Source organism: Streptomyces chartreusis (assembly GCF_008704715.1).
GTDB classification, from domain to species: domain Bacteria; phylum Actinomycetota; class Actinomycetes; order Streptomycetales; family Streptomycetaceae; genus Streptomyces; species Streptomyces chartreusis.
The window spans coordinates 5,236,388-5,254,726 of record NZ_CP023689.1; the positions used below are offsets into that span (position 1 = coordinate 5,236,388).

Consider the following 18,339-nt stretch of genomic DNA (forward strand, 5'->3'; position numbering starts at 1 on the left):
CTGCGGAGTCGTACTCGACGTACGGCTCCATGGCGGCGGTGCACCGGACGGTGCGGCCCGGCCCTTGGTGGGACCGGGCCGCACACTCAGATCAGCTCAGGGCCGCAACCGTGGTGCGGACCTTGGAGATGATGTCGGCGGGGATCGGGGCGTAGGAGTTCTCGGCGAGAATGCCCTGGCCCTCCTCGCTGGCGATGTAGGTCAGGAACGCCTTGACGGACGGCAGCGTCTCGGCCTTGTTGCCCTTGTCGCAGACGATCTCGTACGTCACCAGGGTGATCGGGTAGGCGCCGTCGGCCTTGGTGGTGTAGTTGATCTCGAGCGAGAGGTCCTTGCCGGTGCCGACGACCTTGGCGTCCGCGATGGCGGCCGTGGCGGTCTCGGAGGAGGGCTTGACCGGCTCGGAGGCGCCCGTGGCGATGGCGACCGAGGTCAGGTCCTTGGCGTAGGACTCCTCCATGTAGCTGATGGCGCCGGAGGTCTGCTTGACCGCCTGGGCGACACCGGAGGAGCCGGACGCGGCCTGGCCGCCCGGAGCGGTCCACGCCTTGCCGCCCTCGAACTTCCAGTTGTCCGGGGTGGCGGCCGTCAGGTACTTGGTGAAGTTGTCCGTGGTGCCGGACTCGTCCGAGCGGTGGAACGCCTGGATCTTGGTGCTGGGCAGCTTCGCGTCGGGGTTCAGCTTCTTGATCGCCGCGTCGTCCCAGGTCTTGATCTTGCCGCTGAAGATCTTGGCGATCGTCGGCGCGTCCAGGACGAGGTTGTCGACACCGTCGACGTTGTAGGCGAGGGCGATGGCGCCGCCGACCATCGGGAGGTCGATGCCCTGGCCGCCGTCGGTGCACGCGGTCTTCTTGGACTCGGCGACCTCTTCGGGCTTCAGCGCGGAGTCCGAACCGGCGAAGGCGACCGTGCCCTGGTTGAACGCGGTGACACCGGCGCCGGAGCCGCCGCCCTTGTAGTTGATCTGGACGCCCTGGCAGGCGGCGGAGAACTGCTTGACCCAGGCGTCGATCGCGTTCTTCTGCGCGGACGAGCCGTCGGCCAGCAGCTGGCCCTTGGCGTCGTCGCACTTGATGTTGCCGGCCGCGGCGCTCGCGGACGAGTCGCCGCTGCCGCTGCTGTTGCCGGTGTCGTCGGAGCCGCACGCCGTGAGGGCCAGGGCGCCGGAGACGGCGAGAGCGCCGAGAGCGAGGACGCGCCGGTTCTTGCGCTGAAGCTTCACTTGAGGGAGTTCCTTCCAGGAGCCGCCGTCCTGAATTCGGCGGCGTGCGAAGAATGGGCGATGCGGACGCGTCTTCCGAGTGCGGCCGTCATCGTGCACGGCCGAAATTAGGCAGAACAGGTGAAGGCGCCGAAGGGCATAAATGAACGAGGGGTGAACCCCTGGGGACGGCTGGGTGAGGTAACGGAACGCTTACGTTGAGGACACGGGTGTATTCCGAGACTTTGTCGGGGTTGAACGGGACTATGCCAGCCGCAGCGATTCCAGCAGGGCGTCCACCAGGGACCGGTCCCTCGGTTGGGTCAGGCGGGCACGGGCGGCCGTGGGCGAGAGCCACAGCAGACGGTCCACCTCGGCGTTGGGCGCGAAGGCGCCGGGGCCCGCCTCGGCCGCCCAGTAGCGGACCTCCTTGGGCCGGCCGTTGGCCGGATATCGCATCGTCGGCAGCTCGGCACCGGGCTCGGCGGAGTGCCCCGTCTCCTCCAGCACCTCGCGCAGCGCGCCCACGAGGGGGTCCTCGCCGCGTTTCAACTTGCCCTTCGGGTGCGACCAGTCGTCGTACTTCGGTCGGTGGACCAGGCATATCTCCAGCTCACCTCCTACCGGCGAACGGCGCCACAGGACACAGCCGGCCGCTTGGACGGTGAGGTCGTCAGCGGAAGTCACCGGGGGTCGCCTCCTTCGGGATTGCCTGTGGTTCAGGGGTTCCCAGGGCATGCCTCAGGGGCGCTAAGGCGTGCCCACGGTCTGCATCTGCCAGGACTGCTGGAACGCGAACCGCGCCGCCTCCACCTCGTGCCGCTGGTCGGCGTGCAGCACGCCGAGGGCGTACGCCGTGGCGGGGGCGATGCGCGGGGTGCGGGCGGCCTGGGCCGCGGCGGCCGCCGCCTCGGAGGCGTCACGGTGCCGGTTCAGGGCCTGGCCGGCCGCCAGCAGCCGTACGTCCACCGGCGCCGAGTCGCCGTGCAGGACCTCACGGGCGTAGCGGTGCAGGCGCAGCAGGAGGCGGACCTGGTGCCAGGGCGCGTCCTGCGGATGCGGCGCCGGGTCGGGGGAGAGGCCGTGGATCAGGGCCTCGGCGTTGTACGGGTTGCCCGCGGTCACCAGCGGCAGCGCCGCCACCGCGTCGGTGAGCCGCTCCTCGGCCGCGCCCGCGAGGGGGCGCAGGTCGGCGGTGGCCGCGGCCGGGGTGAGCGGGACCTCGCTGGCCAGTACGGCGATGTTGTCGGCGACGGCGTGGAAGCGGGAGGAGCCGAGGGCCTGGAGGGCGCTGGAGTGGGCGCGGGTCCGGGCGAGGGTCAGCTGGCGTTCGAGGAGGGCGCCCGCTTTGGCGGCGCCCACCGTGAGGTTGCCGCGCTCCACGGTGGCCGCCGGGTGGGCGGGGGGACCGGTGTCGCCGGCGGTACGGCTGTCCGCGGACCCGTCGGCCGAGTCGCCGGGCACGCCCGTCTGTGCCGGCAGTACCGCCGCCCCCGACAGCCGGTGCAGTGCCAGCAGCAGGCGCTCCAGGCGGGCCGCGTAGGCGTGCTCCATCGCCAGCGTGCCGGACAGCCAGGCCAGTTCGGGGCGGATGGCCTCCGACCAGTCGGTGTCCAGCAGCGGGCGGAACGTGTGCAGGCTGGCGCTGATACGGCGGGCCGAGCGCCGCAGCGCCCGTGCCGCGTCGACGGACTCCTGCGAGCCGTTGTCCCCGGCGCGCGCCTTGGTGCGAGCCGGGGCACCTCCGTCGCCGCCGGTCTCCCGGTGCAGGCGCAGGGCTCGCAGGAACTCCGTGGCCTGGGCGCGCAGGTAGCCGGCGAGGGCGTCCCCGCACGCAGATTCGGCCATGGGGTCCGTCGGATCAAGGTGTTGCTGTGCCACGCCGGCGCCTCCGGGCGTCTATGAGCATCTCCTGGACGTTGCGCAGGGGCTGGCCCTCCGCGTCCGTCGCGTGCCTGGTCCACTCGCCGTCCGGCCCCAGGTGCCAGGACGCGGTGGTGTCGGACATACCGGTCTCCAGGAGCCGGTTCAGTGCGGCACGGTGGGCCGGGTCGGTGACCCTGACCAGGGCCTCGATACGGCGGTCGAGGTTGCGGTGCATCATGTCGGCGCTGCCTATCCACACCTCGGGTTCGCCGCCGTTGCCGAAGCCGAAGACCCGGGAGTGTTCGAGGAAGCGGCCGAGGACGGAGCGGACACGGATGTTCTCCGACAGTCCGGCCACGCCCGGGCGGATCGCGCAGATTCCGCGGACCCAGATGTCGACCGGCACGCCCGCCTGGGACGCGGCGTAGCAGGCGTCGATGAGCGCCTCGTCGACGATGGAGTTGACCTTGATGCGGACGTAGGCGGGACGCCCGGCACGGTGGTGCTGGACCTCCTTGTTGATCCGCGCGATCAGGCCGTCGCGCAGGGACTTCGGGGCGACCAGCAGCCGCCGGTAGGTCTCCCGCCGCGAGTAGCCGGACAGCCGGTTGAACAGGTCGGACAGGTCCGCGCCCACCTGCGGGTCGGCGGTCAGCAGGCCCAGGTCCTCGTACAGCCGTGCCGTCTTCGGGTGGTAGTTGCCGGTGCCGACGTGGCTGTAGCGCCGCAGCGTCTCGCCCTCCTGGCGGACCACCAGCGACAGCTTGCAGTGCGTCTTCAGGCCGACGAGGCCGTAGACGACATGGCAGCCGGCCTCCTCCAGCTTGCGCGCCCACTTGATGTTGGCGTGCTCGTCGAAGCGGGCCTTGATCTCGACCAGCACCAGGACCTGCTTGCCGGCCTCGGCGGCGTCGATGAGCGCGTTGACTATGGGGGAGTCGCCGGAGGTCCGGTACAGGGTCTGCTTGATCGCGAGGACGTCCGGGTCGTCGGCGGCCTGCTCCAGGAACGCCTGCACGGACGTGGAGAACGAGTCGTAGGGGTGGTGCAGCAGCACGTCCCGGTTGCGCAGCGCCGCGAAGATGTCCGGCGCGGACGCCGACTCGACCTCGGCGAGATCGCGATGGGTGCCCGCGACGAACTTCGGGTACTTCAGCTCGGGCCGGTCGATGGAGGCGATGCGGAAGAGGCCCGTGAGGTCCAGGGGGCCGGTCAGCGGGTAGACCTCGGCCTCGCTGATCTTCAGCTCGCGCACCAGCAGGTCCAGGACCTCCTGGTTGATGTTCTCCTCGACCTCCAGGCGCACCGGCGGGCCGAAGCGGCGCCGCATGAGCTCCTTCTCCAGGGCCTGGAGGAGGTTCTCGGCGTCGTCCTCCTCCACCTCCAGGTCCTCGTTGCGGGTGACCCGGAAGGCGTGGTGCTCCAGCACCTCCATGCCCGGGAAGAGCTCCTCCAGGTGCGCGGCGATCACGTCCTCCAGCGGGACGAACCGGCCGGGGGAGGCCTCCAGGAAGCGGGAGAGCAGCGGCGGCACCTTCACGCGGGCGAAGTGCGGCGTGCCGGTGACGGGGTTCCGTACGCGCACGGCCAGGTTCAGCGACAGGCCGGAGATGTACGGGAACGGGTGCGCCGGGTCGACGGCCAGCGGCGTCAGCACCGGGAAGATCTGGTGCCGGAACAGCGTGAAGAGGCGGGCCTGCTCCTTCTCCGTCAGCTCGTTCCAGCGGACGAGGTGGATGCTCTCCTCGGCGAGCGCGGGGGCGACGTCCTCGTGGTAGCACGCGGCGTGCCGGGCCATCAGCTCGCGCGAGCGGGCCCAGATCATCTCCAGGACCTCGCGGGGCTGGAGGCCGGACGCGGACCGGGTGGCGACACCGGTGGCGATACGGCGCTTCAGTCCGGCCACGCGGACCATGAAGAACTCGTCCAGGTTGCTGGCGAAGATCGCCAGGAAGTTGGCCCGCTCCAGGAGCGGGGTGTTCGGGTCCTCGGCGAGTTCGAGCACGCGCTCGTTGAACGCGAGCCAGCTGCGCTCCCGGTCCAGGAACCGGCCCTGGGGCAGCTGGACACCTTCGATCTCGGTGACCTCGTAGGCATCGAGATCGGCGTCGATGTCGGGTTCCAGATCGGAGACGACCGCCGAGGTGACCGTGTGCGGGCGGTGCGCAGCTATGGAACCCACGGAGGGCTGCGCGTGCTGGACCTTGGCCTGGGCGTTGGAGGACTGGCTCATATGCCCATTGTTCCGCGCATCGAGCCCAATGGGCGCGTCGGAAAGCGCGGGCGGGAGCGTCGCGGGGAGGCGTCGTGCGTCCCCGTTCCTCGCGCTCCCCTGTGCGGGAAGCGAAGGCTCTGGCACGGCGGCGGTCATTGGCGCAGCGTCGCAAGTCCGTCTGAACCAATGGTTACGGAGACATGGCGTGTGGGATAGCGGGGGGCGGCCCCCGGGCGTCCACCTGCCCGGACCGCACGTCCCTCCCCCCGTGGAGGGACGTGCGGCGGAATCTACGGGGTGCGGCGGCGCAGCAGCCAGAAGGCGGCGAGGGTCGCGGTGGCCGCGATGGCGAGGAGGATGCCGGTCTCGACGAGCTGGAGGGGCCAGAAGTGGGACCGGGGGTGGAACGTGACGCTGTCGGTGGGGGAGCCCTTCTCCGTGGTCCAGCGGAGCGCCCAGGCCGAGCGGGGCAGCTCGGCACTGGGTTCGACTCCGCTGCGGGTGACCGTCGGCCACAGGTGCTCCCGGAAGGTCTCCAGCACACCGCACAGGACGAGCGCCGCCGCGAAGCCCGCCCCGGCGGCGGGCAGGGCCCGGCCCAGCAGCATTCCGGCGAGCGCGCCGAGGGCGAGGCCGGCCAGGACGTACGCCACGGCCGTCGGGCCGGTGCCGACGAACGCGTCCGCGTTGTACCAGTCCCCGACCAGGTCGGGGGCGTCGTCCCCGCGCGCCCAGTCGTTCAGCAGGACGATCACGCCGGTGCCCGCGGCGAGCAGCACGGCAGGAACGGCGAGCTTGGCGGCCAGCCAGCGGGCCGGGGAGACCGACTGGGTCCAGGCGAGCCGGGCGGTTCCGCTCTCCAGCTCGCGCCCGATGAGCGCGCCGCCGGCCCAGGGGGCCACGAGGAGGACCCCGTACGTCAGGACGGTGGCGATCAGGCCGATCCCGCTGCGGTAGACGTCGTCCACGGTGATCGCGTCGATGGACGCGCAGGCGGGATAGCCGGCGCGGGCCGGCGTCGTGCACGGGACGTTGCCCTCGCGGGCCGTGTCGCCGATGCCGTACATCCAGATCAGTCCGGCCGTGGCGCCGATCAGGGCGACCGCCCAGAAGGCGAACGCCATGCGGTGCACCTGGAGGAGGGCCCAGACCAGGCCGCGCGGGCCGCGGGTGGCAGGGGCGGCCGGAGCGGTGAGCGTCGCGGTCATACGGCGGCCCCCGTACGCCGCTTCACCAGCCGGAACGCGATCAGCACCGCCAGCCCCGTCGCTGCGAGGACGATGCCCGTCTCCATCAGCTGGAGGGGCCAGAAGTGGGAGGAGGGGTGGTAGTCGCGGTAGAAGCCGACGATGTCGTGCTCGGCCAGACACTTGGCGTCGTCGATGCACATGGGGTCCGACACCCGGGCGCCGGTGGAGGTGAGCGCGCCATCGCCGAGGACCATGCCGATGTACTCCGGGTAGCCGTCCTTGGCGGTCAGCGTCTCGACCGGCCACAGATACGGGCGCAGTGTGCCGATCGAGGTCGCGATCAGCGCCAGGCCCACGACCGCCGTGCCCAGTGCGGGCAGCGCCCGGCGCTGGAGCAGGCCCGCGAGGACACCGACGGCGAGGCCGAGCAGGGCGTACGCCGTGGCGAGGGTGCCGTTGGCCTGGAACGTGCTGCCCTCGTACCAGTCCTGCGAGCCCATCGCCAGTCGCAGCTGTCCGTCCGTGGACCACAGCATGCGGTGCAGCAGCGTGAGCGTGAGGGTGCCGGTGGCGAGCAGGGCGGCCGGCACGGCGAGCTTGGCGGCCAGCCAGCGGGCCGGGGTGACGGACTGCGTCCACGCCAGTTGTGCCGTGCCGCTCTCCAGCTCGCGCCCGATCAGCGCCGCACCCGCCCAGGCCGCGGCGAGGAAGGGCGCGAGGCCGAGCACCCCGGCGCCGAGGGTGCTGAAGGTGCCGTACCGGTTGTAGGCGGGACCGATGTCGTCGCAGCCCAGGACCGGCTGCCCGGAGTCGCATCCCATCCGCCGGAACTCGGCCCAGGCGGCGTCCGCCGCCGGACCGTGGGCCCACAGCAGCGCTCCCGCGCCGAAGGCCACCAGCAGCACCCAGAACCACAGCGCCGAGCGGTGCACCCGCAGCATCGTCCAGAGCAGTCCGCGCGGCCCCCGGGAGGACGTGGCGACGGTGGACGTCTCGATGGTCGTCACGGCGGTCATACGGCGGCCTCCCGCACGTCGTCGAGGCGCAGGACCGGGGCCTGCGGGGCGCGCAGATGGGCCAGGACCAGCTCCTCCAGGGTCGGGGCGGTGGCCTGCCAGCCGGAATCGAGCGGGCCCTCGGGCCGTATCAGCGCGGTGAGTTGACGGCCCGTCGTGCGGGACTCGATCACCGTGTGGGAGTCCAGGGACGCGTCGGCCCGGCCGGTGACGAGGCGGTGCGCGGCGAGCAGGTCGTCCAGCGGGCCGGCGAGGCGGACCCGGCCGGCGCCGAGCAGCAGGAGGTGGTCGCAGGAGCCGTCCAGCTCCGCCACGACGTGCGAGGACATGACAACCGTGGTGCCGTGCTCGGCGGCGTCGGCCATGAGCGTGGCCATCAGCTGGTGCCGGGCCAGCGGGTCGAGGTCGGCCATCGGCTCGTCCAGGAGCAGCAGTTCGGGCCGCTTGCCGAGGGCGAGGGCGAGCGCGACGCGGGTGCGCTGGCCGCCGGAGAGGGTGCGGATCCTGGCGTCCGGTTCGAGTTCGCCCTCGTCGACGATCCGCTCGGCCACCTTCGCGTCCCAGCGGCCGGGGTTGAGCTCACGGCCGAAGCGCAGGGTGTCGGCGACGGTGAGCTGGGGGTGCAGGGGCTTGTCCTGGGCGACGTACGCGAGTCGTTCGCGGACCGCCGCCGGGGCCCGGCCGAGGACGGTGAGGGTGCCGTCGCTGGGGCGGATCAGCCCCGCGGCGAGGGAGAGCAGGGTCGACTTGCCGGCGCCGTTCGGGCCGACGACGGCACATACGCTGCCCGCCGGGAGCCGGAAGTCGCACGCGTCCAGCGCCGCCTTGCGCCGGCGCCCGAACGTCCTGCTCAGCGCGGCCGCCTCGATGGCGGTCCCGGTCATGACTCGTCCCCCTTGAAATGCGTGTCCAGTACGGAAGTGAAGAGCGCGTCCACGTCGTCGCGGTCCAGCCCTGCCGCGCGGGCCCGTGCGGCCCAGGCGTCCAGCTCGGCGCGCAACGGCGAGTCCGCCGGCGCGGTGTTCAGTCCCCGTCGCACGAACGTGCCGAGCCCCCGTCGTGCCTCGACCAGGCCCTCGCGTTCCAGTTCGCGGTAGGCCTTGAGCACGGTGTTGGGATTGATGGCGGTCGCCTCGACGACCTCGCGGGCCGTCGGCAGCTTGTCGCCCGGCTCCAACAGGCCCAGACGCAGGGCCTGTTTGGTCTGCTGGACGATCTGCACGTAGGTGGCGACGCCGGAGCGCCGGTCGATGCGGTACTCGACCATCCGTTCCACCACCCTTTCACTAATTGAGTAGTGAAAGGGTGGTGCAAAGAAAGGGGCGGCGTCAAGATCGCCGCCCCTTAGGGGAGTTATGTCAGGGTTTTACCCCCGGTTCTCCGGGCTCAGGTCTCCGTGCGGTACATCAGGTCGGTCTCGTACGTCGTGAACCCGAGCCGCTCGTACACCGACACCGCCGCCTTGTTGTCCGCGTCCACGTAGAGCATCGCCACGGGCAGCCCCTGGGCTGCCAGGTGCCGCAGGCCGATCGTCGTCAGGGCCTTGCCCAGACCGCCGCCCTGGGCGCCCGGCCGCACCCCGAGGACGTACACCTCGCCGAGCCCCTCCTCCGCGTGGACCTTCGTCCAGTGGAAGCCGACGAGTTCACCGCCCCGTTCCGCCAGGAAGAACCCGGCCGGGTCGAACCACGGCTCCGCCTTGCGGTCGTCGAGGTCGCGCTGGACGAGGGAGCCCTGCTCGGGGTGGTGGGCGAAGGCGGCGGCGTTCACGGCGAGCCAGGCCGCGTCGTCCTGGCCGGGCACGAAGGCGCGGACCGTGACGCCCTCCGGGAGCACCGGGTCCGGCAGGTTCAGATCGGCCAGCGGGCGGCGCATCTGGCGCAGTTCGCGGAACAGGGTCAGGCCGAGGACCTGGGAGAGATGGCGGGCGGCGGCGTGGCCGCCGTGGGCCCACACCCGCAGCCGCTTGCCGGACGCGCCGAGCAGCGCCGCCCCGAGCGCGCGGCCGTGGCCGTGCCCGCGGTGCGAGGGGTGCACGACGAGCTCGGCGGCCGGGGCCTCCACCGGGTCGGTGTCCTCCAGCTGGGCGTAGCCGACGAGTTCGCCGGCGACGGTCAGCAGCAGATGCGAGACGCCCTCGCGCTCTCCGCCGCGCAGCTGGAGCCGGCCTTGTTCGGACACCGCCTGCTGCCCGTCGTTCCGGGCGGCCTCCGCCAGCAGCTCCAGTACGGCCTCGGTCTGCTCGGAGGTGAGCGCGGAGTAGGTCTCGATGGCACGGGTGGGGAGGGGGCGTGCGGTGTCGTCGCTGGTCATGCGTACGAGGGTAAGGGGCGGTCCGGGCAAAGTCCCGGCACGGAAATCAAGGGCGGCGGCAACCTCAGAAGCAACCAGGCTGTAACCCGGAACCCCCTGTCGCGCTACGCGCGTTGACTCTAGGCTGCCGCCCGACGGGGCCATGTCATTCACGACTCACAGGGGGGCGGATGTCAGCCACATCCCACCAGCACGACCGCAGACGCCGTACGTACGCTCTGGTCGCGACCGCCGCGACGCTCGCCACCGCGGGCGCGCTGGCCGCGGCTCTCCCCGCGACGGCTTCGGCGGGCGAGAGCTCCCAGAAGCACGGCGGCGGTCACCACCTCAGCCGCTACCAGGACGTCCAGCTGCTGTCGTTCAACGACCTGCACGGCAACCTGGAGCCGCCGGCCGGCTCCTCCGGCCGGGTCACCGAACTCCAGGCGGACGGCACGACGAAGACCATCGACGCGGGCGGTGTGGAGTACCTCGCCACCCACCTGCGCCAGGCCCGCGAGGGCCAGAAGTACTCCATCACCGCGGCCGGCGGCGACATGGTCGGCGCCTCCCCGCTGATCTCGGGCCTCTTCCACGACGAGCCCACCATCGAGGCGCTGAACAAGCTCGACCTGGACGTCACCTCCGTCGGCAACCACGAGTTCGACGAGGGCGCGAAGGAGCTGGCCCGCCTGCAGAACGGCGGCTGCCACCCGACGGCCGGCTGCTACACGGACAAGAAGTTCAAGGGCGCCGACTTCCCGTACCTGGCGGCCAACGTGCTCAGCGAGAAGAGCGGCAAGCCGGTCCTCGCGCCGTACTGGGTGTGGAAGAAGAAGGACGTCAAGATCGGCTTCATCGGCGTGACCCTGGAGGACACTCCGGGCGTCGTCTCCGCCGAGGGCGTCAAGGGCCTGAAGTTCAAGGACGAGGTCGAGACGATCAACAAGTACGCCAAGGTGCTCCAGCGCCAGGGCGTGAAGTCGATCGTCGCGCTGATCCACGAGGGCGGGCAGCCGGCCTCCGGCGCGTACAACTACAACTGCGACTCCCCGGGCGCGGGCGACGGCATCTCCGGCCCGATCGCCGACATCGCCAAGAACGTCACGCCGTCCGTGGACGCGCTGGTGACGGGCCACACGCACGCGGCCTACGTCTGCACGATCCCCGACCCGTCGGGCAAGCCCCGCATGGTCACCTCCGCGGCGTCCTTCGGCCGGCTCTACACCGACACGACGCTGACGTACGACCGCTTCACCGGCGACATCTCCCGTACGGCCGTGAAGTCCGCGAACCGCGTGGTCACCCGGGACGTCCCCAAGGCGCCCGACATGACCGAGCTGATCTCGAAGTGGAACACCCTCGCGGCGCCCATCGGCAACCGCGCGATCGGCTACATCTCCGCCGACATCCCCAGCACCGGCACCGAGTCCCCGCTCGGCGACCTGATCGCGGACGCGCAGCTCGCGTACGGCAAGGAGCTGGACCCGGAGACGGACCTCGCGCTGATGAACCCGGGCGGCATCCGGGCACCGCTGACGTACGCGGCCAAGGGCGCCGAGGGCGACGGCGTGGTGACCTACGCCGAGGGCTTCACGGTGCAGCCGTTCTCCAACACCCTGAACCTCCAGGACCTCACCGGCGCGCAGCTGATCCAGGTGCTCAAGGAGCAGGTCAGCGGCACGAACGCGGCGTCCCCGAAGATCCTCCAGATCTCCTCGGGCCTCACCTACACGCTGGACCTGACGAAGTCCGGCGCGGACCGTGTGGTGACGGACTCCGTCAAGCTGAACGGTGCGGCGATCGACCCGGCTGCCACCTACCGCGTCGCGATGAACAACTTCCTCGCGGGCGGCGGCGACGGCTTCACGACGCTGGGCCAGGGCACCAACGACCTCGTCGGCACGGACGACCTGACGGTGCTGGAGAAGTACCTGACGGCCAACTCCTCGGCGACGAACCCGATTCAGCCGCCGGCGGCGGACCGGATCACCGTGGTGAAGTAGTTCAAGAGCGAAGTTTGTGACCTGGCGTGAACTAGATCGCAAACCTTCGGTAGCGGTTGCGGGTGGGGGGCGTGTACATGGTCGGATGGGCCGATGCGTTCCCCCCACCACATAACGGCGCATCCCTATCGAAACCCGTACGAAGAACTCGGCAGTCTGGACCGTGGTCCGCTGGATGAGTTCCTCGTCGAGGACGTGGATCCGGAAGGGGCCCAGGGTGATACCTGGGCCCCGCCCAACCACCGCAAGGGCAGCCGGCGCAAGCGGCGCGGCCGCCTGGCGGGCCTGCCCTTCGCGATGAAGGCCGTCGTCGGGATCCTCGTCGTCGCCGCCTTCGTCACCCTCGCCGACCGCTGGGCGCTGCTGTACGCCGAGCGCAGAGCGGCGGACACCCTCAAGACCCGGCTGAAGCTCACGGCGGCTCCCGAGGTCGAGATCGCCGGCTTCCCCTTCCTCACCCAGCTCGCCGACGAACGGCTGGACTCGGTCAAGGTGACCGTCCCCGACGTCGCCGCCGACCGGATCTCGCTGGCCCAGGTGACCGCGACGGCGAAGGACGTACGGCTGGACACCGACGGCCCGGCCTCGGTGCGCGGCGCCGACGTCCCCCGCCTGGAAGGCGACGTCCTGCTCTCCTTCGCCGACCTGAACCGTGAACTCGGCGCCTCCCAGGTGACGTTCACCGGCGAGGGGCGTGACCGGGTCCGCGCGCGCGGCACCCTGCCGGTCGCCGGGCACGACCTGCGGCTGCGGGCCGAGGCCCGGATCGTGCGCAACGGCGACCGCGGCATCGCCACGCACATCGGCGGGATGCGCCTGGACATCGGCGACCTCGCCACGTACCGGCCCGGCGCCCGCACCTCCGAGGGCCTGCACCTCAGCCGCGAGTCGGTGGCCCGGCTCGCCCACGAGACCCGCAAGGCGAAGGCGCTGCTGTCCGTCCCGGCGGTGGTACGGCGCCTCGGCGTACCCGACTCCCTCGTCCGCGAGGCGCTGGCCAACGAGTCCAAGCTCACCGAGCTGGTCGGCACCCCGCGCTTCCTGCACCAGGCGATGCGCCTGAACCTGATCGACCTGGCCCTGGACCACCCTCAGCTGCTGGCTCTCCTGGGCTTCGACCCGGCCCTCCTGGACGCCCTGCCCCGCCTCACCCGCCCGGTCCTCACCGACCAGCTCTCCCTCGGCTTCCGCCTCCCGGAACCCCCGAGCGGTCGGGTGACGCTGCGGGACGTGCGGGTGGAGAAGGACGGGATCAGGGTGCGCCTGGAGGGCGCGGACCTGGCGGTGGGCCGCCCGTAATGAATTCTATGTAAGGGCGATTTAGTTCCTGGAATCCTCTGAAAAACCCTCTCAGGCGCAATTAATAGAGGTCTCAGCGGAATTGGTGATTTTCGGGTTCGAGGTCCCGTAATGTTTTCCATGTCGAAAGCGATCGACACGAGAACAAAATCCGCAGAGCAAGGAGATCCCGATGAGCTTCCACAAGGTCGCCCCGGTCAAGACGTCCCGCAAGCCCGCCCCGGCGCCGGCGTCGAAGAAGAAGGCACCCGCGAAGAAGGCGGCTCCGAAGCGGCGCCCGGTTTCCCATAAGTGCTGAGGCCGTAGCCGTACGAGACAAATAAGAAAGACGGCGAGGCGGGGTCACCGGATTACACCGGGGCCCCGCCTCCCGCATGTCCGAGGGCTTCGGGAAAGGGACTTGAGCATGAGGGAAGTGCGCGACGCCTTCCGGCGGTTCTGGCCGCTGACACGGGGCGACCGGAAGTGGCTGGCCGTCATCGTGGCCTGCGTGGTGGTGGCCGCGCTCGCCGAGACCGCGTCGATCCTGCTGTTCGCGCAGCTCACCGACCATGCGCTGAAGACCGGTTCGCCGGCGGCGTTCTGGGGTCCGGCGGCGGCCTGGCTGGGCGTCGCCGCGCTGGGCGCGCTCGTCGGCTACCTGGGCAACTCGCTCGCCACCTGGACCGCCGAGAGATTCGTACTGCGGCTGCGCGCGAAGGTGTTCCGGCACGTGCAGGACATGCCGCCGCACTTCTTCCAGAAGCACCGCCGGGGCGACCTGGTCGAGCGGCTCACCGGGGACGTCGAGGCCATCGAGCAGATGGTCGTCTCGGGCGTCGTCGGCACCGTCGCGGCCGCGTTCTCGGCCCTCTTCTACTCCGCGGCGGCCCTCTGGCTGCGCTGGGACCTCGCGCTCGTCACCTTCGTGCTCGCGCCCCTGTTCCTGCTGGCCGCCCGCCGCTTCGCCGGCCGTATCCGCACCGCCTCCCAGGACGAGCGGATCGCCGACGGCTCGATCACCTCGGTCGTCGAGGAGTCCCTGGCCAACGTCGTCCTCACCCAGGCGTACAACCGCCGCCGCGCCGAGGAGAGGCTGCTCGAGAGGGAGGCGCGGGCCTGGATGAAGGCGTCCGTGCGGGGCGCCCGACTCGGCGAGATGTACGAGCAGTTCGTCGAGGTCGTGGAGACGGTCTGCGTGCTGACCGTGATCGGTCTGGGCGTCTGGGAGATCTCCGCGGGCCGGATGACGCTCGGGCAGCTTCTCGCCTTCGCCGCCTTCATCGGCTACCTCTACCCGCCGGTCCGCAGCCTCGGCCAACTCGGTCTCACCCTCACCGCCGCCACCGCCGGCGCCCAGCGCCTCGGCGAGATCCTGGACGCCGAGCCCGCCGTCACCGACCCCGCCGAGCCGCTCGCGCCCTGGCCGGTGCGGGGCCGGGTCGGCTTCCACGGGGTGAGCTTCGGATACCCCGGGGCGGCGCGGGCGTCGGTGTCCGACCTGAGCTTCTCGGCGGACCCCGGCGAACTGATCGTCGTCACCGGCCCGTCCGGCGCGGGCAAGTCGACGACGGCCAAGCTCCTGACCCGCTTCTACGACCCGCTGTCCGGCGTGATCACCCTGGACGGCGTGCCGCTGCCGCACCTCGGCCTCGACTTCCTGCGCGAGAACGTCGCCCTGCTCCCGCAGGAGACGCTGATCCTCAACGGCACCGTCCGCGAGAACATCGCCTGCGGCCGGCCCGGCGCGAGCGAGGCGGACATCGAGCGGGCGGCCCGTGCGGCGGCGGCCCACGACTTCGTCACCGCGCTCCCCGAGGGGTACGACACCCATGTCGCCCCCGGCACGGCGGCGCTGTCCGGCGGCCAGCTCAAGCGGATCACCATCGCCCGCGCGATGCTGCGCGCCGCCCCCGTCCTGGTACTTGACGAACCCACGGCCGGCCTCGACTCGGTGGCCGCCCGCCAGGTCGTCCAGCCGCTGCGCCGCCTGATGTCCGGCCGCACGACGATCATGATCACCCATGACCTCACCCTGGCCCCGGACGCGGACCGGGTGCTGGTCATGGACGAGGGCCGGCTGGTGGAGGCGGGGACCCACGCGGAGCTGATGGCGTGGGGCGGGGTGTACGCGCGACTGGCGGGGCCACCCGGTGCGGCGACGGTCGGCCCCGGCATGCTCGGCCTGCACTGACCCCGAGCATGCCGGGAGTCCCGGCCGCTGCCCGAGGTCAGGTCAGGCGGCGGACGCGCTGGTTCGTCAGGTCGTAGCGGGCGCCGACGATGGCCAGTCGGCCGCTCGCGACCTTCGCGGCGAGGTCGGGTTCGGCGGCGAGCCGGGCGCGGACGGCGCGGACGTTGACGTCGATGGTCGAGTCGACGCGGGCGTCGCCCTGCTTCGTGTGATCTATGTTCGGGGCTATCTGGTCGGCTATGTACTGGATGTGGGCGGGCAGCCGCTCCCCGGACTCGTCCGCCTCGACGGCCGCCTTCACCGCGCCGCACGACTGGTGCCCGAGCACCAGCACCAGCGGTATGTCCAGTTCCAGGACCCCGTAGGCGACGCTGCCGAGCACGGCCTCGTCCAGCACCTCGCCCGCGGAGCGCACGGTCATCAGGTCGCCGAGTCCCTGGTCGAAGACCAGCTCCGGCGGTACGCGCGAGTCGATGCAGCCGAGGACGACGGCGAACGGGTGCTGACCCGACGTCAGGCTCTGCCGCACCGCGGGCGACTCGTCGGGGTGGCGCTCACGGAAGGTGCGCCAGCGCAGATTCCCGGCGGCCAGCTCGCGCAGGGCCTCGTCGGGCGTCTCCGGCCGACGACGGGAGGCGGGGGTGGGTGTGGGGGTGGCGGATGCGGGGGCGGTGCCGAGGGCTGCGGTGGCCCCCAGTGCCGCGGCTCCGGTGAGCCCGAACCGCAGGAGTGCGCGGCGGGCGGGAGAGGTGTGGGGGAACCGCTTGTGGGCGGATGCGGTCGGCTCGGCGCCGACGGATCTATCAGCGTTCACGGGCAGGAACGTACGCTCGAATGACAGGACATCAGTTCGCGTTGCCGAATCATGGGCGGACGCGGGCAACCCATGATCGGGTTTTGGCCCGCTCTTGGTGTTCTCCCGCGCCCGCCTTGACCTTCCGCCGGGGCCTCCTCTCAGGAGGCGGTCGGCGTCCAGTCCCCGAGCCAGTCCGCGACCTCCTGGGCCGCGGCCTGGGCGTCGGTCAGCTGGGGCCGGTCGGTGCTCGCCGGGCCCGAACCCGCGCCGCTGTTCCGGTACTCGGCGAACCGGTCGTCCTTCCAGGAGAACCCGCTCATGTCGGTCCAGGGCGTGGACTTCACGGCAGCACCGAGCGTGGTGTTGCGCACCGTCGTCTGGGGGTCGAGGGTGGCGTCGCCGCCGGCGTGCCAGGGCCGGCCGAGGTGGAAGCTGGACGCGGAGACGTCGCCGCCGACGGAGGAGCTGGCGATCAGGATGCCCTTGCGGTTCGCGGCCGTGCTCGGGGCGGTGACGTACCCGCCCGAACTCCCGTCCCAGCGCTTCTTCAACGTGATGACGGACCGGTCCACGACCGCCGTGGCCCGCCCGAAGATGAAGTCGACGTTGCCCATGACGTAGGAGTTCACGACGTACACCCGGCCGAGCCGGTCCTTCGCGGCCGTGTCCAGCAGCAGCGTGTCCTGATCACCGTCGACGATGACGCCGTCGAGGAACACCTTGTCGGCGGCGGTGCGCAGCGCAACGGCCTGATGGCCGCTCAGGTTCTGGTTCGCCTTCTCGTCGAAGTCGTTGGAGAAGGTCAGATTGCGGGCCTGGAAGTCGTCGGCCTCGACGGCGACGGTGGCGCTGCCGCCGGTGCCGTAGGTCCCCGAACCGTCGGGCTTCGGTGTCCCCGCCGCATTGTTGTAGACGATCACCGTGTCCTTGCGGCTGCCGCCGGTGCCCTGGATGGTGACGTGCGGCTTGTTGGCGGGCACCTTCACCGTCTCGCGGTACGTGCCCGGCTTCACGGCGATCACGACCCGCGAGGCGTTGTTCACCGGTACGGCGTTCACGGCGGCCTGCACGGTCGAGTACTGCCCGCTGCCGTCCTTGGCGACGGTCAGGGTGGTGGCGGCCTTCACGCTCGCGGCGGAGGCACCGATGGAACTGCGGGGCCCGGTACCGGCCTTGAGCAGCGAGGGCACATTCGAGGCGGAGTCCGGCGTGTACGGGTAATAGTTCTTCGGGTCGAAGGCCGCACCGCCGCTCTCGTTACGGCCGCTGGTGCCGGAGAAGACGTTGCCGCGCTGGACGAGGGTGGCGGTGGTGTCCTTGATGACGGGGTTGTTCATGCCCTGGAAGAAGGAGTTCTCCAGGACCATCGCCGTCCTGCCGCGCGAGTAGTTGCCGTACGACGACTTGATGTCGGTGTCGGCCGCGTCCTCCAGGAAGTTGTTGTAGAGGTGCGCGTGGGCGGCGTTGTCGGTGGACGGGTTGCGCTGCTCGGTCTCGCGGATCCAGTTGTGGTGGATCGTTATGTCGGTGACGACGTTGTCCGTCCAGCCGATCCCGAAGGCCTTGTTGTCGTCGCTCAGTTTGTTCCAGGAGACGGTGACGTTCGTGCTGTCCTTGCGGACGTCGATGAGTCCGTCGGCCATGTGCCGAAGATCGTTGTGGTCGATCCACACATGATGCGCGCCGTCCATCTGGATCGCGTCGAAATCATGCTCCTTGTCGTTCCAGACACCCTGGTACGTGTCCCGGATGGTCAGGTTCCGGATGATCACGTTGTGCACACCGGAGCCGAGGAAGAAACCGCCGCCGACGATGTGCCCGGAGGTCCCGGACCCGACGATGGTCTTGTCGGACCGAACCTTGATCTCCTTCCCGACCGGATTCATGTCGATGGCGGCGGCCACGACGATGACGTACGGCTCGGTGGCCGTGGCGTACTTCTCCAGCTCGGCCCGTGTCCTGACGGTCACGACCTGCCCGTCGCGCCCTCCGTAAGTACCGTTCTGCCCTTGCGAGTCGACGGAGGCGAACCCGTCGGCGACGGCGGTGGCCCAGACGGGAGCGGCGGCGGCCGCGGCGACGGCCCGCTGCTGCGCACCGGCCCCGAGCAGCCCGAGGTCCGGGCCGTAGGCGAGGGCGCCGGCGGCGGTCAGCACCACAGGCACCCCGACCGCCAACACCGACCGGCCTCTGGGATGAGGCGCGTTATTGCGGTTCTCACTCATACGGCGATCCGTTCCGTGTGGGGGATGGTCCGCCGTTGGGTCGCCGCGCGGGGCGCG

At 71.0% G+C, this 18,339-nt stretch carries 15 protein-coding genes; 4 read left to right on the forward strand and 11 right to left on the reverse strand.

Translation table 11 applies throughout. The features are described 5' to 3' along the window. Positions 1 to 91: 91 nt before the first annotated feature. The 9 genes from pstS to mshD all read right to left on the reverse strand — a co-directional run bounded on the left by pstS (position 92) and on the right by mshD (position 9,804). Positions 92 to 1,225, reverse strand: a complete 1,134-nt coding sequence (gene pstS / locus CP983_RS22870) for a phosphate ABC transporter substrate-binding protein PstS (protein ID WP_107906185.1) — start codon at positions 1,223 to 1,225, stop codon at positions 92 to 94. A 243-nt stretch (positions 1,226 to 1,468) separates the two neighbouring features. After that, on the reverse strand, positions 1,469 to 1,891 hold the full coding sequence (locus CP983_RS22875; protein ID WP_229914803.1) for an NUDIX hydrolase: 423 nt from the start codon (positions 1,889 to 1,891) through the stop codon (positions 1,469 to 1,471). Between the two features lie 63 nt (positions 1,892 to 1,954). Next, on the reverse strand, positions 1,955 to 3,085 hold the full coding sequence (locus CP983_RS22880) for a CHAD domain-containing protein (protein ID WP_107906183.1): 1,131 nt from the start codon (positions 3,083 to 3,085) through the stop codon (positions 1,955 to 1,957). After that, positions 3,066 to 5,303 (reverse strand): RNA degradosome polyphosphate kinase, encoded by a 2,238-nt coding sequence (locus CP983_RS22885; RefSeq protein ID WP_125527033.1) that lies wholly within the window; start codon positions 5,301 to 5,303, stop codon positions 3,066 to 3,068. Before CP983_RS22885 ends, CP983_RS22880 begins: the two co-directional genes overlap by 20 nt. 272 nt (positions 5,304 to 5,575) lie before the next feature. Next, complete coding sequence (locus CP983_RS22890; RefSeq protein WP_150501458.1) at positions 5,576 to 6,493, reverse strand: hypothetical protein; 918 nt, start codon at positions 6,491 to 6,493, stop codon at positions 5,576 to 5,578. After that, positions 6,490 to 7,491: an ABC transporter permease gene (locus CP983_RS22895; protein WP_150501460.1), complete on the reverse strand. Its 1,002-nt coding sequence runs from the start codon at positions 7,489 to 7,491 to the stop codon at positions 6,490 to 6,492. Before CP983_RS22895 ends, CP983_RS22890 begins: the two co-directional genes overlap by 4 nt. Further along, positions 7,488 to 8,375 (reverse strand): ABC transporter ATP-binding protein, encoded by an 888-nt coding sequence (locus CP983_RS22900; protein WP_150501462.1) that lies wholly within the window; start codon positions 8,373 to 8,375, stop codon positions 7,488 to 7,490. The genes CP983_RS22895 and CP983_RS22900 overlap by 4 nt, the downstream gene beginning before the upstream one ends. Beyond that, entirely contained in the window at positions 8,372 to 8,758 is a 387-nt protein-coding gene (locus CP983_RS22905) for a GntR family transcriptional regulator (RefSeq protein ID WP_125527029.1), read from the reverse strand. The genes CP983_RS22900 and CP983_RS22905 overlap by 4 nt, the downstream gene beginning before the upstream one ends. A gap of 119 nt (positions 8,759 to 8,877) precedes the next feature. Next, positions 8,878 to 9,804: a mycothiol synthase gene (gene mshD, locus CP983_RS22910; protein ID WP_150501464.1), complete on the reverse strand. Its 927-nt coding sequence runs from the start codon at positions 9,802 to 9,804 to the stop codon at positions 8,878 to 8,880. Positions 9,805 to 9,974: 170 nt separating this feature from the next. Between mshD and CP983_RS22915 the strand changes: the two genes are divergently transcribed. From CP983_RS22915 to CP983_RS22925, 4 genes are all read left to right on the forward strand, one after another. Beyond that, positions 9,975 to 11,789 (forward strand): bifunctional metallophosphatase/5'-nucleotidase, encoded by a 1,815-nt coding sequence (locus tag CP983_RS22915; RefSeq protein WP_125527027.1) that lies wholly within the window; start codon positions 9,975 to 9,977, stop codon positions 11,787 to 11,789. 93 nt (positions 11,790 to 11,882) lie between these two features. Then, complete coding sequence (locus CP983_RS22920; RefSeq protein ID WP_150501466.1) at positions 11,883 to 13,088, forward strand: LmeA family phospholipid-binding protein; 1,206 nt, start codon at positions 11,883 to 11,885, stop codon at positions 13,086 to 13,088. 172 nt (positions 13,089 to 13,260) lie between these two features. Next, on the forward strand, positions 13,261 to 13,386 hold the full coding sequence (locus tag CP983_RS44975; protein ID WP_255345799.1) for a hypothetical protein: 126 nt from the start codon (positions 13,261 to 13,263) through the stop codon (positions 13,384 to 13,386). Between the two features lie 108 nt (positions 13,387 to 13,494). Next, the gene (locus CP983_RS22925) at positions 13,495 to 15,261 is read left to right on the forward strand and encodes an ABC transporter ATP-binding protein (RefSeq protein ID WP_150501468.1); all 1,767 of its coding nucleotides are present in this window, start codon (positions 13,495 to 13,497) and stop codon (positions 15,259 to 15,261) included. Between the two features lie 37 nt (positions 15,262 to 15,298). Here CP983_RS22925 and CP983_RS22930 read toward each other — a convergent pair whose 3' ends face one another. Both CP983_RS22930 and CP983_RS22935 read right to left on the reverse strand, forming a co-directional pair. Continuing rightward, complete coding sequence (locus CP983_RS22930; RefSeq protein ID WP_150501470.1) at positions 15,299 to 16,075, reverse strand: carbonic anhydrase; 777 nt, start codon at positions 16,073 to 16,075, stop codon at positions 15,299 to 15,301. 140 nt (positions 16,076 to 16,215) lie between these two features. After that, positions 16,216 to 18,282, reverse strand: a complete 2,067-nt coding sequence (locus CP983_RS22935) for a pectinesterase family protein (protein WP_150501472.1) — start codon at positions 18,280 to 18,282, stop codon at positions 16,216 to 16,218. Between the last annotated feature and the right edge of the window lie 57 nt (positions 18,283 to 18,339).